The sequence below is a fragment of the Pedobacter sp. 01N310 genome (assembly GCF_056399805.1).
Genome location: NZ_JBFTSB010000006.1, coordinates 44,686 through 70,218 on the forward strand (window position 1 = coordinate 44,686; position 25,533 = coordinate 70,218).

General features: G+C 38.1%; 20 protein-coding genes. 8 read left to right on the forward strand and 12 right to left on the reverse strand.

The window, feature by feature from the left end:
• Positions 1 to 59: 59 nt before the first annotated feature.
• The 11 genes from AC1DNH_RS13880 to AC1DNH_RS13930 form a co-directional block, all read right to left on the reverse strand.
• Complete coding sequence (locus AC1DNH_RS13880; RefSeq protein ID WP_477585258.1) at positions 60 to 1,232, reverse strand: glycosyltransferase; 1,173 nt, start codon at positions 1,230 to 1,232, stop codon at positions 60 to 62.
• On the reverse strand, positions 1,219 to 2,337 hold the full coding sequence (locus tag AC1DNH_RS13885; protein WP_477608871.1) for a DegT/DnrJ/EryC1/StrS family aminotransferase: 1,119 nt from the start codon (positions 2,335 to 2,337) through the stop codon (positions 1,219 to 1,221). The genes AC1DNH_RS13880 and AC1DNH_RS13885 overlap by 14 nt, the downstream gene beginning before the upstream one ends.
• Positions 2,337 to 3,089 (reverse strand): class I SAM-dependent DNA methyltransferase, encoded by a 753-nt coding sequence (locus AC1DNH_RS13890; protein ID WP_477578798.1) that lies wholly within the window; start codon positions 3,087 to 3,089, stop codon positions 2,337 to 2,339. Before AC1DNH_RS13890 ends, AC1DNH_RS13885 begins: the two co-directional genes overlap by 1 nt.
• The gene (locus AC1DNH_RS13895) at positions 3,073 to 3,522 is read right to left on the reverse strand and encodes a cupin domain-containing protein (protein WP_477578800.1); all 450 of its coding nucleotides are present in this window, start codon (positions 3,520 to 3,522) and stop codon (positions 3,073 to 3,075) included. The genes AC1DNH_RS13890 and AC1DNH_RS13895 overlap by 17 nt, the downstream gene beginning before the upstream one ends.
• The gene (locus AC1DNH_RS13900) at positions 3,519 to 4,763 is read right to left on the reverse strand and encodes an ABC transporter ATP-binding protein (RefSeq protein ID WP_477578802.1); all 1,245 of its coding nucleotides are present in this window, start codon (positions 4,761 to 4,763) and stop codon (positions 3,519 to 3,521) included. Before AC1DNH_RS13900 ends, AC1DNH_RS13895 begins: the two co-directional genes overlap by 4 nt.
• A 6-nt stretch (positions 4,764 to 4,769) precedes the next feature.
• Positions 4,770 to 5,624, reverse strand: coding sequence for an ABC transporter permease (locus tag AC1DNH_RS13905; protein WP_477625444.1), 855 nt, complete (start codon positions 5,622 to 5,624; stop codon positions 4,770 to 4,772).
• Positions 5,617 to 6,807 carry a glycosyltransferase family 4 protein gene (locus tag AC1DNH_RS13910; protein WP_477625445.1) on the reverse strand — a complete coding sequence of 397 codons (1,191 nt, stop codon included), beginning with the start codon at positions 6,805 to 6,807 and terminating at the stop codon, positions 5,617 to 5,619. Before AC1DNH_RS13910 ends, AC1DNH_RS13905 begins: the two co-directional genes overlap by 8 nt.
• Complete coding sequence (gene asnB, locus AC1DNH_RS13915) at positions 6,797 to 8,584, reverse strand: asparagine synthase (glutamine-hydrolyzing) (protein ID WP_477625446.1); 1,788 nt, start codon at positions 8,582 to 8,584, stop codon at positions 6,797 to 6,799. The genes AC1DNH_RS13910 and asnB overlap by 11 nt, the downstream gene beginning before the upstream one ends.
• Before the next feature lie 146 nt (positions 8,585 to 8,730).
• The gene (locus tag AC1DNH_RS13920) at positions 8,731 to 9,234 is read right to left on the reverse strand and encodes a UpxY family transcription antiterminator (RefSeq protein WP_477578810.1); all 504 of its coding nucleotides are present in this window, start codon (positions 9,232 to 9,234) and stop codon (positions 8,731 to 8,733) included.
• A 182-nt stretch (positions 9,235 to 9,416) separates the two neighbouring features.
• On the reverse strand, positions 9,417 to 11,822 hold the full coding sequence (locus AC1DNH_RS13925; protein ID WP_477578812.1) for a GumC family protein: 2,406 nt from the start codon (positions 11,820 to 11,822) through the stop codon (positions 9,417 to 9,419).
• A complete protein-coding gene (locus AC1DNH_RS13930; protein ID WP_477578814.1) occupies positions 11,822 to 12,637 on the reverse strand; it encodes a polysaccharide biosynthesis/export family protein in 816 nt (271 codons plus the stop codon). The genes AC1DNH_RS13925 and AC1DNH_RS13930 overlap by 1 nt, the downstream gene beginning before the upstream one ends.
• Positions 12,638 to 13,024: 387 nt before the next feature.
• Here AC1DNH_RS13930 and AC1DNH_RS13935 point away from each other — a divergent pair, with 387 nt between their 5' ends.
• The 8 genes from AC1DNH_RS13935 to AC1DNH_RS13970 all read left to right on the forward strand — a co-directional run bounded on the left by AC1DNH_RS13935 (position 13,025) and on the right by AC1DNH_RS13970 (position 23,481).
• A complete protein-coding gene (locus AC1DNH_RS13935) occupies positions 13,025 to 13,399 on the forward strand; it encodes a hypothetical protein (protein WP_477578816.1) in 375 nt (124 codons plus the stop codon).
• Positions 13,400 to 14,884: 1,485 nt separating this feature from the next.
• On the forward strand, positions 14,885 to 15,319 hold the full coding sequence (locus AC1DNH_RS13940) for a hypothetical protein (protein ID WP_477578818.1): 435 nt from the start codon (positions 14,885 to 14,887) through the stop codon (positions 15,317 to 15,319).
• Between the two features lie 881 nt (positions 15,320 to 16,200).
• Positions 16,201 to 16,941, forward strand: coding sequence for a glycosyltransferase family 2 protein (locus tag AC1DNH_RS13945; RefSeq protein WP_477578820.1), 741 nt, complete (start codon positions 16,201 to 16,203; stop codon positions 16,939 to 16,941).
• A gap of 177 nt (positions 16,942 to 17,118) precedes the next feature.
• A complete protein-coding gene (locus AC1DNH_RS13950) occupies positions 17,119 to 18,198 on the forward strand; it encodes an MraY family glycosyltransferase (RefSeq protein WP_477625447.1) in 1,080 nt (359 codons plus the stop codon).
• A gap of 1,032 nt (positions 18,199 to 19,230) precedes the next feature.
• Positions 19,231 to 20,226: a type I glyceraldehyde-3-phosphate dehydrogenase gene (gap, locus tag AC1DNH_RS13955; protein ID WP_477578824.1), complete on the forward strand. Its 996-nt coding sequence runs from the start codon at positions 19,231 to 19,233 to the stop codon at positions 20,224 to 20,226.
• A 361-nt stretch (positions 20,227 to 20,587) separates the two neighbouring features.
• A complete protein-coding gene (locus tag AC1DNH_RS13960; RefSeq protein WP_477610460.1) occupies positions 20,588 to 21,028 on the forward strand; it encodes a GNAT family N-acetyltransferase in 441 nt (146 codons plus the stop codon).
• A 2-nt stretch (positions 21,029 to 21,030) separates the two neighbouring features.
• Positions 21,031 to 22,224, forward strand: a complete 1,194-nt coding sequence (locus AC1DNH_RS13965) for a phosphoglycerate kinase (RefSeq protein ID WP_477610461.1) — start codon at positions 21,031 to 21,033, stop codon at positions 22,222 to 22,224.
• A gap of 282 nt (positions 22,225 to 22,506) precedes the next feature.
• A complete protein-coding gene (locus tag AC1DNH_RS13970; RefSeq protein WP_477578829.1) occupies positions 22,507 to 23,481 on the forward strand; it encodes a 3-keto-disaccharide hydrolase in 975 nt (324 codons plus the stop codon).
• Positions 23,482 to 23,893: 412 nt separating this feature from the next.
• On the opposite strand, the gene AC1DNH_RS13975 is transcribed toward AC1DNH_RS13970, so the two are convergent.
• Positions 23,894 to 25,465 carry a PepSY-associated TM helix domain-containing protein gene (locus AC1DNH_RS13975; protein ID WP_477578831.1) on the reverse strand — a complete coding sequence of 524 codons (1,572 nt, stop codon included), beginning with the start codon at positions 25,463 to 25,465 and terminating at the stop codon, positions 23,894 to 23,896.
• Positions 25,466 to 25,533: the final 68 nt, after the last annotated feature.

A 25,533-nucleotide genomic window follows, 5' to 3' on the forward strand; every position in this document is an offset into this window, starting at 1 on the left:
TCGCTTTTGAAGGTGCAGAAAACTGCGAATTTTTCCGAAAATTGACATGCTACATCAAGCTAATAATCCCATGTACTTCTTACATTAATCGACTCAATGAAGATTTGATTTAGTTTTTTCATGGTCTCTTCAATATTATATTTTGAAAGTTCTTTTTGGGTTACCGATTGATTTCGCAAATTGTAGAGTTGAATGAGGCTGTCATGAATTTCATTCGTACTTTCTGGATTGAAATATATGCCATAATCGCCCAATAACTCCCTATGTCCGTCAAAATTGGAACAAGCTACTCTACAATTTAAGGCTTGTGCTTCCAACAATGGCATATTGGTTGGCCCAAGATATGTAGGCATCACTAAACCTAAAGAATGCATATAGAGCCATTTGATGACCGATTTTTCGACAAATCCAGCAAAAAAAACGCGATCAGCAATATTTAATTCATTAACTAAATCTTGAAGATAGAGCTTGTTCTTATAATCGCCACCGGTAAATACCAGTTTTACTTGAGGATACTTATCCAAAAACTGCTTAAAGGCCATAATCAGTCCATAATGATTTTTATGTGCGCCAAAAGCGGCAGGATAGAAGAAATATTCATCACTCTGCCCCATGAAATCAGGTTTTACGGGAGTGGTTTCGGATCCAACAAAACTCGCAGGGAAAAATGGCAATACTTTGATTTTATTGGGGAAATAATTGAGGTAATTGATCATTTCTATCTTACCTGCTTCAGAATCGGCGCAAATAAAGAGCGCCTTTTTTATCAATGTAAAATATTGTTCCCTACTATCGAAGGTATAGGCAAATTCATCAAAAACATAGGTGCTAAGTTGTCCTAAATCCCAATTGTTAACAATAAATGGGAAGTCTGTATACTGCATGAAATTAACGGGATAGAAAATCAATTTTACCCTATTCTTTTTCAGGATATCAAAATTGATTTGTTTTCGCTTCCTTCTAGATCTTCCGGTAAGATTCACGTCACAACGAAATAATTTATGGAATAAGTTGCTTAGTTTTCTGCTTAAAAAACTTTCCTCGCTTTCAAGTTTAATATAAGGTTTTTTGAATTTGCTATCTTTTAAAAAGCCAGTAAATACAATTTCTAACTCAGGATCAAACTCGAAAGTGTCGATATTTGTAATCAGCGCTTCAGGATAAGTGAATGAGCCTCCATTATGCGGAGATGTCTCTTTGTCAGCCCAAACAGCAATTTTAAATTTTTCCATTTAAGATTATTTTTACTACTTGGTTAGCTTCTTCTTCTGTAAGGCCCAAACCACTTGGCAAATAAAAGCCATTTCTAGCTAACCTTTCTGCAACAGGATAATTTTCATTTTTGAACAACCCCATTTTTTGAAATACAGGTTGTTCATGCATGCACCAAAAGAAAGGCCGGGTACCGATTTTGTTTTTGGTGAGATGCGCTATTATGTTTTCTTTTTCGGCTAAGGTTGGTGCAATCAAACCGAATATCCAATAAATATTCTTACTAAAATCTGTTTTTGCAAGAGGCAGCTGGTACCCTTTTTCTCGTAAGAAAGAAAGCCCTTGTTGGTAGCTTGCACCTATTTCTCTTTTCTTGATTATAAAACCTTCAAGTTGTTCTAGCTGGGCCAAACCTAGGGCTGCCTGTAGGTTTGTCATTCGGTAGTTCCAGCCTATTTCGTGATGGACAAAGCGAGGACCATCAGGCTCAAAGCACAGGTTCCGGAGTTTTTTACATCTATCCGCCAGCTCTCGGCTGTTAGTGAGGAGCATACCGCCTTCGCCGGTAGTAATATGTTTATTTGGATAAAAACTAAAAATGCTGATGTCACCAAAACTACCGCACATTTTGCCTTTATAGGTTTGGCCGTGCATTTCTGCTGCATCTTCGATTATTTTTAGCTTATATTTTTTTGCCAATGCTAATATGGGATCCATATCAACTGGGAGACCGTAAATGTGTACTACCAAAATCGCCTTCGTACGAGCGGTTATTTTGGACTCAATTTGGGTCACATCCATATTCCAAGTGATTGGATCACTATCTACTAAAACTGGCAACGCACCAGCGGTAACCACAGATTGCGCTGGAGAGATAATCGTGAAAGTAGGCATAATTACTTCGTCTCCATGGCCAATATTTAAAGCTTTAATCGCAATATCTAAGGCTGCAGAACCGTTACTAACCGCAATTCCGTACGAACTACCAATATATTTACTAAACTGTTCCTCAAATTTAGTAATAAAAGGGCCTTCGCTACTGATCCAGCCTGTTTCAATACACTCAGTTAAGTATTTTAATTCATTGCCATTGAGCAGGGGAGTGTTAACCGGGATCGGATGCATTATAATTTTTTTAAAATATAACAAACGCCCCAAGTTTCGACTGTGGGTATGTTCTGACTCAGAAATTCTTCATTGTGAATTAGCTCAAATCCTGTGGCATAAGCTAGTAATTCTATTTCTGGCCTGCTGAAATGCCGCATTGGATGTTGTTCTTTAAAGGATTGAATTGTACCGTCTTTAAGGTCGTTTACGGTAATATCATAATTAACTTCAACAACATTTAATTCGGGATAGATTACAGGATTTGCATTTCTAGTAACCTCAATATTTTGATTTCGAAGTATTTTAGTTCGTTTTTCCGGTATTTGGAAATGTACGGCAGCACTGTGCCAAACATCGAAAATGAATAGACCATCTCTGTTTAAGTTCTGATGAACATTCTTGAATGTCTTGATCAAATTTTCATTGGTAGTTAAGTAGCTGATCACATGGAAAAGAGATATGGCAATATCAAAAGAGATGTTTGATCTAAAGTCAGTAATATCTGCAATTTGAAAACTCACTCCCTCTTTTTTATTCTGGTTCGCAATTTTGACCATTTCAGCACTCTGCTCAATACCGAGAATTTGATATCCTTTCTCTGCCAACAAGTTTGCATGTTTGCCAGTTCCCGAGCCTAACTCTATAATTTTATTGCCTTTAGAGTGGTATTTATCAAGTAAACCAATTAGATAGGCGGTTTCTGCCACGTAATCTTTGTCTCTATAAAGCAAATCGTAATATTGACTATAAAGCTTAAAGTTTTGGCCCATTACCTTTGGTTATTAAGTTGATGTTTTCAGGCTTGTAGTCAAATCTAATTTTGTCTTCATCACCACAATAGGGGCCTTGCTTAATTTCGATCATTTCGGAGTTTTCTAACATTTCGAAACCATGTCCGCCAGCTGCCAATAAAATTACATCGCCAGTTTCTACAATTCTACTTTGCAGGTAGACTCGTTCATCATCATAAAAATCTACCCTAACTTTTCCTGATTTAATATAAAGCACTTCTTGGGTAAGAACAACCTTTCGCTCAACTAGACTGTGCACATGAGGATCTATAACATACCCTTTAGGGCGGTTCATATAACCGAGCTGTTGAGAAAAGTCGCCAGGGGTAAAAAAAGAAATACCTTCCTTTTTATAGTGGGCGCGTATTATTATTGATAAAAGTTGCTCTCGGTTTTTTACTTCTTCGATCATGGGATTAAGTAAGAGTTTGCAATTTGCGATCCTGTTCTGGTAGAGAATGGAAAAGTACGTTTTGGTGTGGGCGAATCAATAATTTCAAATCCTAACTTATCATCTACCCAATCGTAAGTTTCTGCTTCACTAGCACCTAGCCAGGCATAAACGGTGTATTCATCAGGTATGAAGCTATTTAAATGTACAATACAGGTATAAACTTTATCTTTATCCTCAAAATTAATGTAATTATCTAAAGATGGAATTGCCTCCATTATAGTAACACTAGCACTATTTTTAATGCCAAATACGGCAAATGCAGCTGTTGAGAATAATGTTTTGTTAACCTTAAATTTTATTTGAAGTGTATGAGAGGGTTGGGATCCTCCAAGTTGTAATTCGATGTTTGTAAATTTTGGGTTTGAGACAATATTTGACGTCGTGTATTCGCTAAATAAAAATTGGCTTTGGTTTTTCAAATAATAGTCGACAGCTTTTTGTGATGTTCCTGTAAAGTTACACAGTCCATTTTCAAGTACAATCCCAGATCTACAAAGTTCGGTTACCGCGCCCATATTATGGCTCACAAACAGCACTGTTCTTCCTTCTCCCTTGCTCACTTCTCCCATTTTGCCTAAACATTTTTTCTGAAATTCTGCATCGCCAACAGCCAATACTTCGTCTATAATCAATATTTCGCTTTCTAAATGCGCAGCTACGGCAAAGGCTAATCTGACATACATGCCGCTGCTATATCTTTTTACTGGCGTATCTAAATACCGTTCTATCCCAGCAAAATCTACAATTTCATCAAGCTTACGTTGGATTTCTTTTTTACGCATGCCCAAAATGGCGCCATTTAAAAAAATATTTTCTCTACCGCTCAACTCTGGGTGGAAACCAGTGCCTACTTCTAATAAACTTGCAATTCTGCCTTTACCTGATATTTTTCCAGTAGTAGGGGCAGTAATCTTGCTTAGAATTTTTAGAAGGGTACTTTTGCCAGCTCCATTTCTGCCAATAATTCCTACGGCATCGCCTTGCTCTATCTCAAAATCAATGTTTTTTAAGCTCCAAACTATATCGCTATTGCTTTTGGTATTTTGGTCATTGGTTTCGCCAATTCTTAAAAAAGGATCTTCCTTGCCACGGATGCGGGCAAACCAACGTTCCAAGTCCCTACTAATGGTTCCAGTGCCTATTTGGCCCAATTGGTAAGCTTTACTCAGGTTTTCTACTTTAATGGCTATGTTCGACATGGGTGGTTAAACAGTATCAACAAAATTCTTTTCCACTTTATTAAAGGTTATTATTCCGATGAGCAGAATGATTAGCGTTAACACTGAGGTATAGCCTAAATAGGCCCAGCTAAAAGATCCATTCCCCAGAAAACCATATCTGAAAGTTTCAATAAGGCTTGTCATTGGGTTAAATTCGATTAACCAACTGTACTTAGGATATTTTTCAATCGCTGTAGATAGTGGATAAATTACGGTAGTAGCATACATTAGCAACTGCACGCCAAAACCGATCAAGAATGACAAGTCTCTATATTTCGTGGTCATAGCAGAGATGATCATTCCCAAACCCAGGCCCAATAAGGCCATTAAAACCAATATTAGTGGGAATAATAAGATTGCCCAGGTGATGTTAAAATTTGCGCCAGAGAAATAATAATAAGCCAATAAGATGAGAAACAATACCATCTGTACCCCGAAACGCACGAGGTTACTCACCACAATGCTTAATGGCATAATTAACCGTGGGAAATATACTTTGCCGAAAATACTGGCATTGTCTTTAAAAACAGAGGAGGTTTTGGTTAAACAATCTGCGAAATAATTCCATGCTGTAATGCCAGCCATGTAAAATAGGGGTTTTGGTAAACCATCAGTTGAGATACCAGCGAGGTTGCCAAAAATAAAGGTAAAGATAATGGTGGTAAACAAGGGTTGAATAAAAAACCAGAGCGGTCCTAAAATGGTCTGCTTGTAGAATGAAACAAAATCTCTCCTGACCAATAGTACCAACAAGTCGCGATAGGCCCAAACTTCATACAGTTTTAGGTCGAACAAGGATGATTTTGCCTCAATGGTCCATTGCTCTTCTTCCTTAACCATAGCTATTAAGTTTGTTTAGCTGCATGTTTTGTTTATCATTATTAGATCCTATATGATCAATTGAGCCATTTACAATCAAGTTTTTGACCGATTGAAGATAGTGTGTATAACCAAATGCTTTGATACATTTCTCCTGAAGGGTCATTTTCTCATTTTCATTTTGGCTATGCTTTAGCAGTATAGATATGCTGCTTAGAATGCCTTGCTGATCGTCAGGATCAACCAATGCACCAAGCGCCCCGTTTTGAAGCGCATCTACACTGCCATCTTTATTACCGGCAATAACCCTGAGGCCACTGGCCAGGGCTTCGATGAATACAATGCCGAAACCTTCTTTTTTACTGGGTAGAATAAAAAGATCAGACAATAGGAAATGCTCGGTAAGTTCAGCTTCATCAATAAAACCGACCATTCTGATATGATCTTGAAGTTGGTTCGTTACAATTAAATCTTCTAATCGTTTCTTTTCCACGGCATCCCATTTTCCACCCAATAGGTAAACCAGGTTTGGGTATTTCTCCAAGAGTTGTGGCAATAGCTCAATGGTGTGGTCGTATCCTTTGTACTTCTCTGAAGAAGATAAGCGTGATAGTGAAAATAGCACTAAGTTTTCGCGATTTAAATGATAGCGATTCAATAAACGCTGTGGTTTTTCGAACTGGGTAGGCAGATAATAAAAGGGGTCAAGACAATTGTTTAATACTTCAATGTGATCTGCAGAAATGTGATGCATTTCCATAATTTTATCGGCAGTAAAATGACTTACGCAAATAATCTTATCCAACTGGTTTAACATTTTGAGTTTGGAATCTGATAGTTTTTTCCAAACTTCAATGCCGTGGGCCAATAAATAGATTCTTTTATGGGGATGTATTTTCTTGATGAAATAGACAATATTGATCAAATGAATATGGCTTAACAAAATCACATCTACTTTTAATCCACTTAAAAAAGATTGCACCACGAAGCGTTCTTTATTTCCATTAAAACCTTGAAACTGTTGTTTGCTCAGGTACCTGGAATCGCGGTCGGTATTTTTATCATACATGGAATATACTGTCGATTGAACGAGCTCTTCCTCGCTTAAGTCGTATAACACACGGGATAAACTTCTGCAAACCTTTTCAATACCACCGGTAAAACTAAAAGTTTTAAGCGTTAAAAATAAAATCTTAATCGGCATGATATATTCTGTATAAGGCTAGGGCAGAACTCCAGTGCAATTTGTTTTTTCCAAAGTTTTGTATGAGCGATTTTGCCCGTTTATTTGCATATCGGGATGGATCGGCAATGTCGCAGTTTTTTCTCATCCATTCCTGAAATGGAAAAGTAAACCCCATTTTCCGCCTTTTCCAGGTTTCTACAGGTAGATCTTCTTTGTAAGCCTCTACGAGGAGTTTTTTTTTCTGTTCGTAACTAAACTTTATTTCTGTTGAAATGGAAAGAACCAGATCGACAAAATTACGGTCTAGAAACGGAACCCTTACTTCAACGCCATGACTCATGCTCATAAAATCGGTATCCTTTAACAACTGATTTTGCATGTACATGTTAAATTCAAACCAGCTTGCACGTGTTTCATTACTGGTTTTCTTTATTCCGGGGTGAAGCGGGATATCTTCCAGGCAATCGATAACCGTTTTCATATCGATGTTTAATAGTTCTGCAATTACATCTGGTGAGTAAACGCCCCGCAAGCACAGGTATTCGCCAATGGGAGAGTTTAAGCTAAGGTAATATAACCGTTTAAATTTGGTGTTGTTGGAGAAACGCATGCTCCGCAGAACGCTTTTACTCAGCCAATTTAGGTTTTGTATTTTATGGATCCGATCAAAAGAAGGGTATCCCCCAAAAAGCTCATCGGCACCTAAACCTGATAACAACACTTTTATTCCTTGCTCTTTTGCTGTTTTACACACAAACCAGGTATTAATTCCATCATTTGTAGGTTGATCCATATCGGCTAAAACGGTTTCGAAATTCTGTACGAAATCGCGATAGGTAATAAGCTGTTCAATTTTTTGAATATTTATTTTTTCAAATAGGCTATTCCGCTGTTTTTTTTCGGAAAAATCTATTTCATTAAAATTGGCAGAAATACTGGATAACTGTTTGTTATTATATTGATTAGCCAGTATCGTAATGATACTCGAATCGAGGCCACCACTAAATAGTACACCTATATCAACATCAGAAATCATCTGCTGTTTGATAGAATGGCCAAGTTGTTCGCGGATTCTTTCTATCGCGTAGCTTTCATTATTAATGTAAGATGTGCTTTCAAACTCATGGTATGATTGTGTAGAATACTCAGCGTTTCTGATGTTATATTTCAGAAAGCAGCCTTTACCTAAGCTGCAAACATCTTTTAATGTGGTGTATGGCTCTGGGATATGGCCGAATGCAAGATAGTAAATCCGCCAATTTTCATTTTCCTGATAAATATCGACGTGTTTAAAAGCCTTTACTTCTGATGAAAAAATCAAGGATCCATTGGCAAAGTGGTAATACAATGGTTTGATCCCGTTTTGATCTCTTACCAAATAGATACATTGATGCCGCTTATCGAAAATACAGAAAGCAAAAATTCCGTCCAGTTTTTCGAAAGCTTTTTCTCTCCAATGCTGGTAGGCATAAAGTATTACCTCAGTATCGGTTTGTGTTTTAAAAATGTAGCCTAAATTAATTAACTCGGTTCTAATTTGCAGGTAGTTATAAATCTCTCCATTGTATGTGATAACAATATCTTCTTTGTGGCTTAACATTGGCTGGTGACCGCTAGAACTGAGATCTAGAATGGCTAACCTACGGTTACCCAGGCATACGGATGATTTTTTATCAGCATAAATACCATGATCATCAGGCCCGCCGTGTTGCATACTATCGCACATGGCTTTTACCTGTTGATTAACTTTTTCGAATGAATTTCTACTGTTTACAATGCCCGCTATGCGACACATAATCTTATTTTATCAACCAATTAGAAGCTTTTTAATGTGTATTGGATACAGCTTCGCCCCCTCAGTCACATCTTATTTTCAAAATGAACTGATCATTTTTTTATATCTTGTCGAGCCCTATCTCAAATCTCAGATCTCACATCACCCTAGAGTGGCTCTACAAATGCTATCGATGTATTAATATTAATCGAATAGCCCATATTTTGTAAACGTAAAATAATACGCTGTTTGTTCTGTAACGATACCAATTCGGCAATTATGCCTTTAAAAGGTCCAGCTTTAATCAATACGCTTTCACCTGGTTTAATGTCATAATCAATGAGCTCCAGATCGGCGTCTGTAGCGAGCAAGAGCTTAAGGTCATGGATTTGTTGATCAGGAATAGAAGCGACTTGGCTGGAGAAATAAATAAATCTGGCAACACCATTGGTCATCAAAACTTCTGCATATTCTCTGGCCGAAATATACGCAAATAGATAAGATTTAATCAAGGGCTCTTCGACGATTTTTTTACGGTCGCTCCATTGCTTAACTGCCTTTTTAAGAGGTAAATAAGTTTGGATTCCTTTCCTGTTCAATTCTTCATTCGCCTTTTTTTCTGCTCTCGAACGTGTATAAACCGGATACCACCTGTAATTTTGATCTATCATTATACTATATCAATGATTAAACTCCATCTTGTAAATTAACCAATCTAAACAGTTAGCGATTAATCTTTTCCATCTTCCATTTCTAACCACTAAGCCCTAAACCAGTCCTTCCATCATCCTTCTCACCTTCTCCGTCGTGCTATTTAGCCCCCCTCTCTTCCAGGAGAGGGCGGGGGGAGAGGTCATTTTCTTTTCCAAAATTCCCACCAGCTCTTCTCATCATCGTAATAACCACTTTTTCCATAGCCTGTGTAATTAGAATAGTAGTAGGTTCCGGTATTACTATGGGCATAATTGGTGGTATAAATGTTCGCATGTAACTTCTCATCACCAAATGAATTTAAAATAATAGCAATGTTGTTTAGCCCATATTCTTTTGATAAACGATCAGGAATAGTGGCGGCTCTGAATTTGGAAACACCTGAACGGATAATGAATAAATTAATATCTGCTTTTCTAATGAGCGGTACAGAATCTGAAACCAGGCCTACAGGAGCGGTATCAATAATGATATATTCATAGCGCTCTCTCAGTGTTTCGATCAGTGTTTCCATCGCCTTGTGATGCAGCAATTCTGAAGGATTTGGGGGTACTGGGCCAGAGGTGATGTAGTCGATATTGTGCCGTTCATCGGTAAAGATAATATCAGCTAAATCGGCCTGTTTTGATAAATAACTACTTAAACCAATGTGGTTGTCTGAGCCAAAGGCATGGTGAAGTTTAGATTTTCGTAAATCTGCGGCAATCAGAATCACTTTCTTGTCTATAATGGAAAGGGTACCTGCAAGATTTAAACTTACGAACGATTTTCCTTCACCCGAAATTTCAGAAGTGATACAAATTACTTTAGTGTCCTGATCACTCGCCATAAAACTCAAATTTGTTCTCACCGACCTAACCGATTCGGCAAATATTGATTTTGGTCGTTCTATAGACAAAACACTCTGGCCTGGTTGAACTTTTTTGGGATATTTTAAAATTACACCAATAATCGGGGTTGCGGTTAGACCCTCGATGGTTTCGATATCGTAGAGATAAGGATTTAATATCCTGACCAATAGAATTAAGCCCAGCCCCGAAAACAAACCCATAAATAAATAAGAGGAATAAATTTTCTTAGGCACAGGAGAAATCGGAAAAAAAGAAGGCTGTGCTACGCTGATAATTGTAGCACCAGAAATTACGGCTGCGGAGCTGATCTGCGCAGAGAGTTTTCGTTCAAATAGCATCGAAAACATACGTTGGTTGATATCGAAATTACTCTGTAATTTGGCGAAATCATTTTGTTTGGCCGGTATGCTGCCCAGTGCCTGATTTGCCTGGCCAATCTGCCCATTGATGTAACTGATTGTTTTTTGGTTACGTTCATGCAATAAACGGATATTGGTTACAATGGCCTGTTTCACTTCATTAATCTGCCGGTTAATATCCTGGATGGGCTGAGCGTCGGCATTAAAATTCTGTAACTTATTTTCTCTATTAATGATAAGTCCATTAAGCTGTGTAATTAAACCGGTTAAGAGGGTACTATTGGTGCCTTCCAGGTTAAGATTAAATTGTATTCTATCTTTATTGTTTTTTACCTGAGTTTCTAATTGTTGGATACCGAGTTCTTGTAATTGTAATTCTGCAATCTGGTTTTGTAGATTGCTCAGTTTCGAATTTCCGAGTTGCCGGTCGCTCGCTGGATCGATTAATTTATTATCGCTTTGAAAGCTAGAAAGTTTGTTGCCAGATTTATTCACCTGTGCATCTAAAAATGCGATCTGGCTATCCAAGTAATCTATAGTTTGTTTGGCCGATCTTTTCTTAAGCGTTGCATCATTTTTTACATATTGTTTAATGATCTCATTGAGCACATTGGCAGAGAAAACAGGATTGCTATCCGTGTGGGTAACACCCATAATATTGGTGTTTTTCTCCTGTTCGAATACATTTAATCCCCCTGCAGCTCTGCCATATAAATCTCTGATCCCATTGAATTTGAAACTGTAATTCCCGGTAGACGGAATTTCGGTTTTAACCGTAAACACCATATTTCCAACGTTAATCGCTTGACCATAACGATACTTTTTAGAACTCTTGTTATTGTCGTCGCTACTCGATAATTCAAAGGTTTTGCTATCAACCGGCTTAGCAGAATAGGTAGCCCTACTGAAATTAACTGAATCCTGGGTTAAAATATCAACTTGAAAAGGCTGTTTCGGATAAAGTTCGGTCACCCGTACCCTTCCTTCTAAATAGTAGCTAATTTTATAATCAAGATTCTTTAATGCGTTTAAAATTACGTCTTCCGAACGCATAATGATTCCCTCAGTCTGAATCTGGTTTTGATTAAAGGGGCGATAATTTACTGGCGAACCAGGAAGTGGTGGCATTTGTTGCTGCTGATCGCCATCTAACTTTAGCGAAGCAGAAGTAATATAAATAGGGGTAATGCTGCGTACATATAGCCAGGCCATCACAAAACTGATCAATACCGTCCCAGCAACCCAATACCACCTGCTTAGAAAAATCAACGCGATTTTCCAATAGTTAATGGTCTGGCTAGCTAACTTCTTATTTTCTGTTGGTGTAGTATTATCCATTAGCGGGTTAAGGTAAAGATTAATACAGCAAGATTGACTACCACAAGCAGCGGTTGTACGATATTATTAACACTTGTTAGTTTTTCGGTCAATGCTGAGCTCTTGGTTTGCTGCAGTACAATAATGTCATTATTCTGAAGGACTAAATTTTTACTGGCTAAACTGTTGATGTCATTCAGATTGACATAAATAATTTCCGGGTTGCTTCTATCGCCACGAATAATTTTCAGGGTCTTAGGGTCTGCTGTTTTGTTAATTCCTCCTGCTTCACCAATAATATCAATTAAGGTAGTGTTTTCGCGTTCCAGTAAAAAATTCCCTTGTTTGCTGAATTCTCCCAATAAAGTAACCTTTAAATTTATCACACTCAGTTCTATAATAGGATCGCGCAGTAGTTGTTTTGCATATAAATCCTGAATTTTAATAGCGGCATCCCGCCTGCTGAGGCCTAATACCTCCACTTTTCCGATAGCAGGAAGATTTACTTTCCCATCGGTATCCACTAAGTAAGAAAGGCTATTATTGATGGATCCACCTGCTGTTTGATTACTGCTTGTACTACTGTTGGCAGAGGCCGTGGCACCAAATTCTTTATTTTGCAGGTTTCGGATGGCCAACTGATCATTCACCTTTATTTTGTAATAGGCATCACTAATTCCCTGATCATTTACCACATATACCTGTTTAATGGTGTCGGTAACTATATCACTCGGGGCATTAAACAGACTATGCTCTTTTCTGGAAGCACAACCTACAAAAATTGAGCAAATGAATAAAATACAGACAGATTTTAATATTGCTTTTGTTGGGATCATAATTTGGGATGAGGAAATAAGTTTGTGCAATGGCTTACACGCAAAATATGGTTAAAGATGATTAATATATGGGTTAAAGATGCTTAAAAAAAAATAAACTGAAAAGTAAGATTTACTTATTGTCTTTTAAGGAGGTGATGAATAATGCATAGTTTCATTGTCCATTATAATTCAATGTTATTGGTCAATGCCTAATTAACAACGTTTTTTAACGCTATTTGTTTAAATCGGCCAACAATAAAAAAACGGAGTTAGTTTTTTACGCATTATTTTTGTATTGATAAAAATCATCATAAAAATATGTTTATGTATATTTATTAATACTCATTAATACTATTTGTGTAGAAGTTGTTTTATATTTGACCCGTCTATTCCAATTCATTGTCTATGAAAAAAGTACCTATTCTGTGTGCGTTTATTTTGTGTCTGTTTTTTTTAAAAGTAACTGCTCAAACAGGTTGCGTAAAATATTTCGGACCAGGATTTGAAGCTATTTATTATCCTACCTATCTGGGGAGTAACGGTATATTTGGTCCTAATTATGGAGGTACTCCAGTCAGTATCCCTGCTGGCTGCTATCCTACTGAACCTGCAAGTACTTTAACAAGAGAATGTACCATAGGCGGTATTTATGGGGGATTACTATTGCAAAACCACATTCAATGCCCTATTGATACCTATTTGCCGTTTTTTGTTTTACTCGCAAGCTGTTTAGGAGCAGGTTTTGTAAGAAACAGAATGGTATTTGGCTTGATTGGTTAGCTTATACCCCTTATTTATTTTTTACTGTTTAATTAAAATAATTTAAACGACCGTAAATACGCATCTTATACTCGTACTTTAGCATCAAAAAAATGTATTATGTTGTGTTTATTGCGGTATTTTTTTATTGCTTTTTATGATATTTGCTCAAATTGGTAAAGATGGTAAAGATGGTTAAGATTTTTTAAAATTTTTACTGTGCTCCTAGAAAATCAATTACGACCAACGCGGCTGAGCACTTTTCTTTTTTGTTTGTATTATCCCTACCTAAACACAATATAACCACACTGTAGATTGTGCGATAGATGATACGCTTGGTCTATAATATTTTCAATGGAATTATTTGGAGTATATTTCATTAGAAATAGAAAAAAATTATTCAATAATACCGATATCTACTGATCGCTCCGGCAAAAAATTCTTATTCATTCTGCTTTCTGCCTGATTCTTTTCCAAATCAGACACATTTGTGTAAGATCTCCCCCATGCTCGGTGGCTCACCAATCGCAACTTAACACCTCCATTTGGGTTATTTTTATCAAAATCCTTTTTATTACTTATTAATCAGTACATAGAATTGTTAATTTTGTATTATTGAATAGATTTAACAGTATTATTAGTTTTATTTCGTTGCATTTGTACAACGTATTCATCCCGGCGGCGTCCCATTTTTATGTTATTTAAAGCTAAGAATTTATTGCTTTTCATTTTTGTGCCATTGTCATTTTCGGCTATTGCGCAGACTAATCCAGTAGGATGTATAATTGTATTCCCTTATGGTGCGGTTGCTTCATTCCCGAACGTTTACACAACACTAACAGGTTTTTCGGTGCCCACAACAGAGAGCGCGGATATTCAAGGTCTTCCTGTTTATGATGGTTTTGGCGCCGGTGTAGCTGTCAGTTACTCCTGTTATAGAGATCCAGTACCCAATACTACAAGACAATGTGTTGTAAGAGGTACTTCTACTCAATGGTACGGGGGTGTGTTCGCTCAAAACTTTTATCAGTGCCCCATAGATGATTATATACCCTACATGATATTGGCACTGGCCGCCCTAGGCTTTTTTATAATCAAAAAACAAGTGGTATGTGGGACAAGTAATTATAGCTTGTCTTAAACTGCTTTTGGCCAATATTGAACAAGTCTTATTCATTTTGTTCATGACAATTGTCAAGGATTTCTGATTTTGCTTTAAGCGAATTTTTTATTTTTTCTTTGTTTAGGTGCTTTCTGGGCCATTTTTGACGAATTGTAGCGCGAAATCAGCGTGTCATACTCCATTCATATTCACCCCATTCGATAATTTATTTATGCTTTTTTGGTTAATTTTGTAATATTAATCTTACGATTATTTTGGTATTGTGTTGGTTTATATCATCACTTGGTTCCAAAATTTTGTTGTGTTATTATTATAATTTTTTTGTCGCAGAACATCTCTGATTGTGGGAGTTACGTATGTGCACCCACCAGTACCAAACAATAATGTCGAAATATCTCTTTTTAACTGTTTTGTCAACAGTTTTATTTTTCTCTAATGCCGTCGGAGCAGTAGGCTGTAAAACCGGAAATTATATTTATACAGTTCAAAGTGGAACTTATTTTGACGGAGGGACCACTATGCCACTATACACTGCATCTGATCGAATCACAATAAGAAACTGGCCTGAAGATCCAAATTGCGGGATTTTAAGAACTACCTCAGATAATTATCCGGTAGCCAGTGGCGGCTCTGGCAATCCTCAATCTAAATGTACTTCTCTGGAAAGTGTTTCTAATCAGGGTGTTCTGGTGGATTACAATCCATCTGATAGCAATTGTATGCTGTTACCATTAGATGATTATGCGCCGTATTTAATAAGCTCCATCGGATTTCTTGGTTTTATCATAATTCGTAAAAAAGGATCAATTCGCATCTAGTCTATAAGTCATTATACTGTTATTCCTTATAGTGGTAATTTTGTATCACTAAGGGCCATAGTGTTGCCATAATATTGAACAAAAAGAACGGCAAATGCATAAGTTAGACAAACTAATTTTATATGGGGTCAGTATCGATATGAATGAAGGGGCGTATTAGTTATCATATTATTCTTTTCTTGAAATACTTTATACGCATTTGTTCAGGGTTCAGCCACGGGACGCATCATGCCTGATGAATAAATCGTTTACCGAAATCAGTAATAAATGTGGAATCCTCTTAATAGTTGAAAGCAGTTGAACAAAACGAATGTAGTTTCTGCATTAGGTTTGGTGTAGTTTTGATTTGGATATAATTCTACAGTTATGAACTCCTTGAAATGCTTAGCTATATGGATTGTTTTATTTCTCTATTCTACCTTAGCTAAAGCTACCGATGGATGTTTGATCACCGGCGGGACTGAACTTTATGATACTCCCACATTAAATGTTTTAACAGGAGGATATAAGCTTTATACCAATTCCTTATATCCTTTATCCAGTAATTATTGTAGTTGGGCAGCCGTATCATATACAGGAACTACATGTGGTGTTTGTTCCGGCTTGGGAATTTGTGTAGCTGGAATCTGTCCATGTCTTGGAACAGCTAAATATGGTTTGGAGGGGTCATTCACAATGGTTTTATGCAACTTCGATGACCATTCGTGGCTATTGGGAGCTACAGCAGGGTTATTCGGCATATTCATTATTAGAAAACGAAACAAACCATAGATCATCTTTGTCTGTTCGAATAGGAAACCATTCGGCATATGTAAAGCTATTCTTTATCTTTACCATAGTTTTCAGCTTAAAAAAAGTCGAAGAATCCCCGTTTGGTAACCATGAAAATATCACTCATTACAGTCGTTTACAATGGAGAAACCTTCTTGCAAGAGTGTTTTAATTCTGTAATGGCGCAAAGCTATCCGGATGTAGAGTACCTGGTGATTGATGGGGGATCGACAGACGGAACGTTAAATATTATTCAGGAGAACCAATCTCATATTGATTATTTTGTTTCAGAAAAAGATAAAGGTTTATACGATGCCATTAATAAAGGGATCCAGAGGGCAACAGGAGAGGTAATCGGAATCTTAAATGCCGATGATTTATTTGCACACCCCGATGTATTGGCATCAGTAGCCAAAACCTTTATCGATCAGCCGAAAATAGACGGATTTTATGGCGACCTCAATTACATCCATCCAAAAACACATAAAATTATCAGGACGTGGAAATCACGGCAAAACACCTTTCAGGATCTTAAAAAAGGCTGGATGCCCGCACATCCTACACTGTATTTGAAAAGATCTTTGTTTGAAAAAAACGGCGATTATGCCTTAGATCTGGGTACCGCTGCCGATTACGAATTAATATTACGTTACTTTTATACCCATAAAATAGAAGCGGTTTACCTGCCTATCTTAATGGTGAATATGCGTATGGGAGGGGTAAGTAACCAATCTGTGATGAGCAGGGTCTCTGCCTTTGTTAATGATTATAAAGCCTTAAAAAGGAATAAGATGCCCTTGCCTTTTTGGGTATTGCTAAAGAAAAAGTTAAGCAAACTCAGTCAGTTTTAATGTTAATAAACAGTACTTTAGCACTATTTGTTACTTTTCGGTTTAAGGTTAGGAACTTTTGTTGTCTGTTTAGTATGACGTAAATCAATTATTTTGATATATGTCATGTTAAACATTTTACATCGCAATTTTGTTTATCTTAGTATAGTTATATTTGCTTGCAAGTCCCTATAAGTTTTGCTAAAAGATATTCTGAATACCAGCCCTGACTATTTCTGTATAGCCATATTTATTTTGGCCTTTTCAACCGTAATTATAAGTATTCCAAGTATAATCTATACTTCTTTAAAGTATGGCCTTTTTGATAAAAACGACCTGTACCGTAAAAAACATAAACGCAATATTTCACGTTTAGGTGGCTTGGCCATTGTAGGTAGTTTTACCGTATGTATCTTGCTTTTTTCGGCCATTATTAATTTTAAAGAAGCTAATTTTTTAATTGCATCGTGCATCATCCTTGCGGCACTTGGTTTAAAAGACGATGTTTATGGCACCAATACCAGTACAAAATTTATTTTGCAGATCGTAGTCGCTTTTATCCTGGTTTTTTTCGGTGCTTTTCGTTTAACAAGTTTGTACGGTGTATTGGGTATAGGAGATATGCCGCCCTTATGGGGAAGCCTTTTTTCGATAGCATTAATTATTTTCCTGAATAATGCATTCAATTTAATAGATGGCATTGACGGATTGGCAGGTGGAATCGGCATTTTAACAAGCCTGGCTTTCGGTATTTTGTTTTCTTTGATGGGACAAGTGCCATATGCATTTATAGCCTTTGCCCTTGCGGGTGCCATCGCAGGCTTTTTAAAATACAATTGGTTTCCTGCTAAAATATTTATGGGCGATACAGGTGCACTGATCATCGGGCTTATTTCTGCTGCCCTGGCCATTAAGTTTATAGAGCTCAATAAGTTTACAGGTGAAAATAAACCTGCTTTTTATTCTGCGCCAGCAATAGCGGTAGCAATACTGATCGTACCCATTTTCGACTCATTAAGAGTTTTTACCATCCGTATTTTAAAGAGAGGCTCTCCGTTTAAGGGAGACCGTAACCACATCCACCACCGTTTAGAGCAGTTAGGGTTTAAGGCCAGCTGGATCGTAATTTCTACTGCGGGGTTTAATCTGGCTACAATAGTAGCCACCATTTTCCTTCAGCATCTTGGGAATTTTATATTGATTTTGCTCATTATTGGTCTCTGCATTGCGTTTAATACCTTGCTTACCTTAAGCCTGCTTAAAAAGAAAGGCAGGTAAACTTTAATAAGTAATCTTAATTCGATTAATATTTACATATTGATCAATTTTTAGCTTCATTTCCTAACGCGGTCGTCATGCTGAACTTGTTTTATTAGTTGTTTTCTATTGTTTTTAAAAGCCTAATAGCTACTTCGTGGTCAGCATCCTTCCAACTAGATAGACCCTGAAATAAATTCAGGGTGACGACAGTGAGTTGAAAATCTACAGAAGATCTTTAAAGGCATGTTATTAATCGAGTTCAGGTTAATAGCCTATGTTCCTGCGCTCTTAAAATAAATTTTACTCAAGGCCTGTAGGACAAAACTAGGGGCAGCTTTGTATCGGTTTCCTTGCAGATTTGAAGTACCTAGCCCCGGTCGCAGCGGCATCCCTGGAGCGCAGCGCAGGGATATAGCGAAGAACGGGAACAAACATCCATAGCTATACAGGCGCTGCGCTCCTAAAAAAGAACTCATTTTTTTAAAGCGGATGACTTTGCGCTCTTAAAATAAATTTTACTTTTTTTAGTAAAGCACGTGTAGTGCCTATCGGTTTGGGCAGCCCTTCTTTCCGCTCCTATCTTTTTGTGGTGGTTAGCAAGATGTTGTTGGTTGCTGCAACAAAAAGGATAGCCGCTACAATAAGGTTTATTTAACCAAGGCCCGTAGGACAAAACTAGGGGCAGCTTTGTATCGGTTTCCTTGCAGATTAGAAGTTTCTAGCCCCGGTCGCAGCGGCATCCCCGGAGCGCAGTGCAGGGATATAGCGAAGAACGGGAACAAACATCCATAGCTATACAGGCGCTGCGCTCCTAAAAAAGAACTCATTTTTTTAAAGCGGATGACTTTGCGCACCGGAAATTTATTGTCCATCGATTGCCATGGTCTCTTTCCACTTCTATCATTTTGTAATGCCAAGTAGAATATTTTTGACCTTAGCACGAAAAAGATAGCTGCTGAAATAAGGTTTCATCATACCTTTTCCATCTTATATAATCAGGTCTTTGCTTTGATAAATAAATACTAATTTTGCGCTCTAATTTTTATAATAATGAGGCTGGCAATAAATGGTTTTGGTAGAATAGGAAGAACATTTTTACGCTTAGCATTGGCTGAGGGATTTGAAGTGGTGGCGATTAACGACCTGGCAGATGCCAAAACGATGGCTCACCTATTTAAGTACGATACTGTTCATGGTGTTTTCGCCGGGAGTGTTTCTGCAAAACCTGATGCACTGGTAATCAATCAGCTTTCTATTCCGGTTTTCGCTATCAAGGATGCCGATGAATTGCCTTGGTCGGCACTTAGGGTAGATCTGGTTATCGATTGTACTGGTAAAAATCTAACCAAGTCATCAGCAGAAAAACACATTACATCAGGCGCAAAACAGGTGTTGATCTCAGCCCCGGCTGCGGATGATATTCCGATGGTTGTATTAGGTGTAAACGACCATCAGATTGATTTAAGTAGCCCTGTATTATCAAATGCCAGTTGTACAACGAATAATATTGCCCCTATGATTAAGATTTTGAATGATAACTGGGGTGTTGAAGAGGGTTATATTACGACGATCCACTCGATGACAGGTGATCAGAATCTGCATGATGCGAACCATAAAGATCTGCGCAGGGCAAGGGCAGCTTCATCCTCCATTATTCCAACTACAACAGGGGCAGCAAAAGCCATTACCCATATTTTTCCGGAACTGGATGGCCGTTTAGGTGGGGCAGGAATCAGGGTTCCGGTTTTAAACGGATCGTTAACCGATTTTACCTGCCTGCTAAAGAAGAAGACAAGCATTGAAGAAATCAATGCAGCTTTTAAGCACGCTGCACAAAATGAATTGAAAGGTCTTATTGAGTATACCGAAGATCCAATTGTATCAGTCGATATTATCGACAACCCACATTCCTGTATTTTCGATTCGTTATTAACCTCTATCGTTGGCGATCTGGTTAAAGTGGTGGGCTGGTATGATAACGAATTTGGTTACAGTAGCCGTTTGATCGATGTGGTGAAAAAAATTGATCAGCTTGGTAAAGGCTAAAATGTAGGGCTGGTTTATTGCTTTATTAATCAATAGTACATGGTTAATTGCCTGCTGTAATCGGTTATTCATTGCAAAGCCCCAGTTCCAGATGCTGGATTAATTAATCGGTGGATCGACTCCTACCTCAGTGTTATTAAGTTAAGGGATAAATCGCAAACAGATGTCATCGTGAGGGATAATTTTTTGTATAAAAATCAAAATAGATGAAAGAGTCGTTTTTTTGCAGTGATCTAAAATGTTAAAAATTCTGGCCGATATTATTATCGGGTTTCAATTGCTTTATTAACTTTGCAAACGTTTGCAGTGCATCCAATAGCAATATCTTCACACTTGATGTAAGCTAGCTGATATTAAAAATATGGTCAAATTTATTCTTCCAGAAGAAGTACTGCCTTTAAGAAGCCTGGTTTTGCGCAATGGCAAACCATTCGAAGCATGCGTTTTTGAAGGCGATCTTGCCTACGATACCTTTCATCTTGGTTTTTTAAAAGATGGAGAAATAAAATCAATTGCCACCTTTATGCGGAACGATTTTTTTCCGGAAGAAGGAGAGGGCTATCAGCTTAGGGGCATGGCCACCCATCCCGATGCAGTTGGAAATGGTTATGGTGCTGCACTGGTTACTTTTGCCATTGAATACCTGAAAGAATATAAAACCGATTACTTATGGTGTAATGCCCGTTCAACGGCGGCAGCTTTTTACAAGAAAATCGGCTTTACTACCGAATCGCCAGAGTTCGATATCCCTGGCATCGGTTTCCATTACGAAATGAAATTAAACTTAAATCAAAATAATTAAACATGAATACAATTGACCAGTTTGACTTTAAAGATAAAAAAGCATTAATCAGGGTAGATTTTAATGTGCCTTTAGATGACGAATTTAAAATTACAGACGATAAAAGAATCAGGGCGGCTTTGCCAACCATTTCTAAAATCTTAAAAGATGGTGGTGCGGTTATTTTAATGTCTCACTTAGGTCGCCCGAAAGATGGCCCTACCGATAAATATTCTTTAAAGCACATCTTATCTGATCTATCTGCTCTTGTTGGTGTTGAAGTTAAGTTTGTTGATGATTGTATTGGCGAAAGCGCAGTAAAACAGGCAGCTGATTTAAAACCAGGTGAAGTTTTATTGTTAGAAAATCTTCGTTTTTACAAAGAAGAAGAAAAAGGTGATGTTGCCTTTGCAGAAAAATTATCAAAATTAGGCGACGTTTATGTAAACGATGCCTTTGGTACTGCTCACCGGGCACATGCTTCAACTTCAATTATTGCCCAGTTTTTCCCAGATGCAAAATACTTCGGTTATTTAATGGCCTCGGAAGTAGAAAATGCAGAGAAAATATTGAACCACGCAGAAAGACCTTTTACTGCAATTATGGGAGGTGCTAAAGTATCTGATAAAATTCTTTTGATCGAGAAATTGCTGGATAAGGTAGATAACCTGATTATTGGTGGTGGTATGGCTTACACTTTTGCTAAAGCGCAGGGCGGAGAAATTGGCACCTCATTGTTAGAAGCCGATAAACAAGCACTTTCTTTAGAATTGATCGAAAAAGCAAAAGCAAAAGGCGTAAACCTGATTTTACCTGTAGATACCGTAATTGCTGATAAATTTGCAAATGATGCCGATAAGAAGGATGTAGACTCTGGTCAGATTCCTGCAGATTGGATGGGACTGGATATCGGCCCAAAATCGGTTGCCCTGTTCCAGGATGTAATTAAAAATTCTAAAACCTTGTTGTGGAACGGACCGATGGGCGTTTTCGAAATGGAAAGTTTCCAGGTAGGTACTAAAGCTGTTGCAGAAGCAGTTGTAGCGGCTACTAAAGATAACGGAGCATTTTCATTGATCGGTGGTGGCGATTCAGCAGCCGCAATTGCAAAATTTGGCATGGAAGATGAAGTAAGTTACGTTTCTACCGGTGGTGGTGCTTTACTTGAGTATATGGAAGGCAAAGAATTGCCAGGTGTTAAAGCCATTAATGGATAAATATCAATCTTATATATAAACGGGCCCTTGCAGATCAAATTTGCAGGGGCCTTTGTTTTTAGATGATTTCAACTTACGCTGTTTTGCACATGGGTTAGCACACTTGTTTATTAAGACTTATCGTTATAACGGTACAGCAGTCTTGTAACGATGCTGTGCAGGAGCGAAGCACTACTTGTGCTTAAAACAAATAAATCATACCTTACTGGCAATTTACCTTGGCCTGTAACTTATTGGTCCTGGGTTATAAAACATCAGGTACATAATAATCAAATTACATTTATGAGAAAAAAAATCTTTTTGTTTAGTATAAGCTGTCTGTTCCTTGCAGGTCTGTCTCAAAAAACATTTGCTGCAAGAGTAACGATACCCGATAACATTAAACTTGCTGTTGAGCCTGCAGCATTGATTGGCCGTTGGGACATTACCGTTGATGTAAACGGAAAACCGGCGCCTGCCTGGATGGAAGTAAAACTATCTGGTTATAAAACTTTAGTGGGGTACTTTGTATCTACCGCTGGTAGTGCGCGTCCGGTATCGGAAGTGAAGTTTGATAATGGAAAATTCAGGTTCGAAATCCCGCCACAATGGGAAAGCGGTTCTTCGAATTTAGTTATCGATGGCACCGTGGGCGATGCAGGGATTCAGGGAACAATGACCAATTGCGATGGTAAACAATATAACTGGAAAGGCGTTAAGACACCTTACCTGAAAAGAACGGCAGCACCAGCTTGGGGCAAACCCATCAATTTGTTCAATGGCAAGGATCTGTCTGGCTGGAAAACCAATGGACCAAACCAATGGATAGTTAAAAACGGTATTTTAACCAGTCCGAAAGCGGGCTCAAATCTGATTTCTCAACAGAAGTATAATGATTTTAAGCTTCATGTAGAATTCAAATACGCCAAAGGCGGAAACAGTGGGGTATACTTAAGGGGCCGTTACGAGGTGCAGATTGAGGACAGCAAAAAAGATGCACATCCTAACAGCGTGCTATTCGGTGGCATTTATGGATTTTTAACCGCCAATGAAATGGTTACGCTTGGCCCGGATGAATGGCAGCGTTACGATATTACCCTTGTTGGCCGTTTGGTAACAGTGGTAGCCAATGGTAAAACCATCATCAGTAACCAGGAAATCCCGGGCATTACCGGAGGGGCATTGGATAGTAATGAGGGAGAGCCCGGGCCTATTTATCTTCAGGGAGATCATGAACCGATCGAATACCGGAAAATCGTCATTACACCGGCGAAATAATTATCTTTTATAGGAGAGGCTGTATCATAAATACAGACATTGTTATCCTGAGGGTTAATTTATTGTATAAAAATCGATATAAATAACTGATTTTTTGCAAATGTTAGATTATGAGGATCGTCATTCCCAACTTGATTGGGAACCACGGAGTGCTCATGAATGCCTCTGAAAAAAGGAAAACTTATAAGTAATCGTAATGCAAGCGCTTTAAGATTCCCGCCTGTGCGGGAAAGACGACCACTCTATTGGAATCTGTCATTATCAAATTTCAAGTTTTTCTTCGTTGTAAGCTTTTACCTTACTATCGATAGCGATGAAACGTTCCCTAGCGGGAAGTTCGAAAGCAGCTGAAAAATTTTATGGAAAAGAAATAGCCACAGGGACCGTCGGATGTTACTGTGATATGATCACTCTAGAATACCTCAAAACCAGTATTTAGCAACAACATATACACAGCCAGGTAACACACTAAAAATGCTGTCGATAAGGCAAAATAGCGGGTTACCTTATGACTGCCTTTTTTAAAGGGAAGGAGAAATAAGATATTGAACATTTCAGACAACAATGCACATATAAAATTCAGGCATACCATTACGCAGCTAAAGGCCACTACAAAAATGGCTGGCTGGATAACAATTCCTGAAGGAAGGCCATAGAGTGCACCCATCATAAAACTAATCGGAAGAATAATCGAAGCATATTTTAATCCCGATTTAAACTGTAAGAGAAAGTACTTGCCGAGTTTCGGAAGCGGCGTTTTTGTTTTCGCTGGTTTTAATTCTTTTTCAACAGCAGGGGCTTCCAATGCCTCATCTAAAGCTGCTTCATTTGTTTTTCGTTTTTTGCCCTTCTTTTGTTTTTTATAACGGGGCCACCAGATTATAAAACCTGTAATAAAAAGTGCAAGGGGCATTAAACCGGCGATGATAGCGATAATCTGTGTTGGCCTGCCACCAAAGCTCCCATAATGGATTGGTGTTAACCAGCTAAGATAAGCATTGCCAACATTGGGGAAATCCTTCTGGCTGTTCAACATTACTTTGCCTGTATATTGATCAACAACGAGCATTTCTCTTTTCCCCACTTTAGGTAGGTTTCCGCTCACTACATCCAAACGATAAGTTCCTGTTTTGTCGGCCGGAAAAGCAATCCCGCCAATATAACCATTAGGCATTTTTTCTTTAGCTGCGGCAACAATCTGTTTAAGGGGAAGTGGTACCGCCTGTGCATGCCATGCCGATTTAGCGCCTAATAATTGGGCTACGCCTTGCGGCGATTTTCCGCTTAATAAAAAAAGAAAAGGGATTACCAGGGTGGAGAAAGTAATGGAAAAACCCGTGAGACTTAGTATGGCCACAATAGACGACGAGTAAAAGCCCAGCGAATTGTGCCAATCGTAATTCTGGCGTTTAAATGAGCCCCTAAACCTTACGCTAAGTGCCGATTTTAGCTGTTTCCATTTCTTTGGGATCCATAAACGCAAACCTGAAATGGTTAAAATTAAAAGGCAGAGGGAAGCCAGTCCGCAGATATAACGCCCGGCAACAGGGATAAGCAATGTTCGGTGAAGTTCGGTAACCACATGGATAAAAGAGCTGGTATGGATTCTTTTACCCGTTGTTTTTCCGGTATATGGATTAATAAAAGTTTCTCCGCCACTTTTTGAATTCAGAACGCTGTAAGCTTCATTGGGGTTTTTGAAGTTGTTGAGCATCAGATAATCTATTTTCAGATCCGGATAGTTTTTCCTGATCAAGGGTACAATATCCTCAACGGGCATTTTTTGTTTCTTTGCAATTACCTCGAACAGGGTAGGATTCAGCGCACGGTCAATCTCATCCTGAAAAACCAAAATACTACCGGTAACACCTACAAAAGCTACAATTGCTCCTGCAATAATACCAACATAAAGATGCCATTTGCCAAACCACCGTTTCTGGTGTTTTGCCCAGTTTAGACTTTTAGGATTCTGTTCTGATTTCATTTTTGAGCGTTGCATTCCCTTATGCAGTATGATTGGTTTATGCCTACAAAGAAATCGTTTTAATTGCT

Excerpts from the sequence above, each read along its gene's own strand:
- gap (WP_477578824.1), top strand. The coding sequence starts at position 19,231 with ATGAGGCTGGCAATAAATGGTTTTGGTAGAATAGGAAGAACATTTTTA.
- AC1DNH_RS13920 (WP_477578810.1), bottom strand. The coding sequence starts at position 9,234 with ATGATAGATCAAAATTACAGGTGGTATCCGGTTTATACACGTTCGAGA.
- AC1DNH_RS13895 (WP_477578800.1), bottom strand. The coding sequence starts at position 3,522 with ATGATCGAAGAAGTAAAAAACCGAGAGCAACTTTTATCAATAATAATA.
- AC1DNH_RS13960 (WP_477610460.1), top strand. The coding sequence starts at position 20,588 with ATGGTCAAATTTATTCTTCCAGAAGAAGTACTGCCTTTAAGAAGCCTG.
- AC1DNH_RS13885 (WP_477608871.1), bottom strand. The coding sequence starts at position 2,337 with ATGCATCCGATCCCGGTTAACACTCCCCTGCTCAATGGCAATGAATTA.
- AC1DNH_RS13940 (WP_477578818.1), top strand. The coding sequence starts at position 14,885 with ATGTCGAAATATCTCTTTTTAACTGTTTTGTCAACAGTTTTATTTTTC.
- AC1DNH_RS13900 (WP_477578802.1), bottom strand. The coding sequence starts at position 4,763 with ATGTCGAACATAGCCATTAAAGTAGAAAACCTGAGTAAAGCTTACCAA.
- AC1DNH_RS13905 (WP_477625444.1), bottom strand. The coding sequence starts at position 5,624 with ATGGTTAAGGAAGAAGAGCAATGGACCATTGAGGCAAAATCATCCTTG.
- AC1DNH_RS13910 (WP_477625445.1), bottom strand. The coding sequence starts at position 6,807 with ATGCCGATTAAGATTTTATTTTTAACGCTTAAAACTTTTAGTTTTACC.
- AC1DNH_RS13975 (WP_477578831.1), bottom strand. The coding sequence starts at position 25,465 with ATGAAATCAGAACAGAATCCTAAAAGTCTAAACTGGGCAAAACACCAG.
- AC1DNH_RS13935 (WP_477578816.1), top strand. The coding sequence starts at position 13,025 with ATGAAAAAAGTACCTATTCTGTGTGCGTTTATTTTGTGTCTGTTTTTT.
- AC1DNH_RS13970 (WP_477578829.1), top strand. The coding sequence starts at position 22,507 with ATGAGAAAAAAAATCTTTTTGTTTAGTATAAGCTGTCTGTTCCTTGCA.
- AC1DNH_RS13930 (WP_477578814.1), bottom strand. The coding sequence starts at position 12,637 with ATGATCCCAACAAAAGCAATATTAAAATCTGTCTGTATTTTATTCATT.
- asnB (WP_477625446.1), bottom strand. The coding sequence starts at position 8,584 with ATGTGTCGCATAGCGGGCATTGTAAACAGTAGAAATTCATTCGAAAAA.
- AC1DNH_RS13945 (WP_477578820.1), top strand. The coding sequence starts at position 16,201 with ATGAAAATATCACTCATTACAGTCGTTTACAATGGAGAAACCTTCTTG.
- AC1DNH_RS13925 (WP_477578812.1), bottom strand. The coding sequence starts at position 11,822 with ATGGATAATACTACACCAACAGAAAATAAGAAGTTAGCTAGCCAGACC.
- AC1DNH_RS13880 (WP_477585258.1), bottom strand. The coding sequence starts at position 1,232 with ATGGAAAAATTTAAAATTGCTGTTTGGGCTGACAAAGAGACATCTCCG.
- AC1DNH_RS13965 (WP_477610461.1), top strand. The coding sequence starts at position 21,031 with ATGAATACAATTGACCAGTTTGACTTTAAAGATAAAAAAGCATTAATC.
- AC1DNH_RS13890 (WP_477578798.1), bottom strand. The coding sequence starts at position 3,089 with ATGGGCCAAAACTTTAAGCTTTATAGTCAATATTACGATTTGCTTTAT.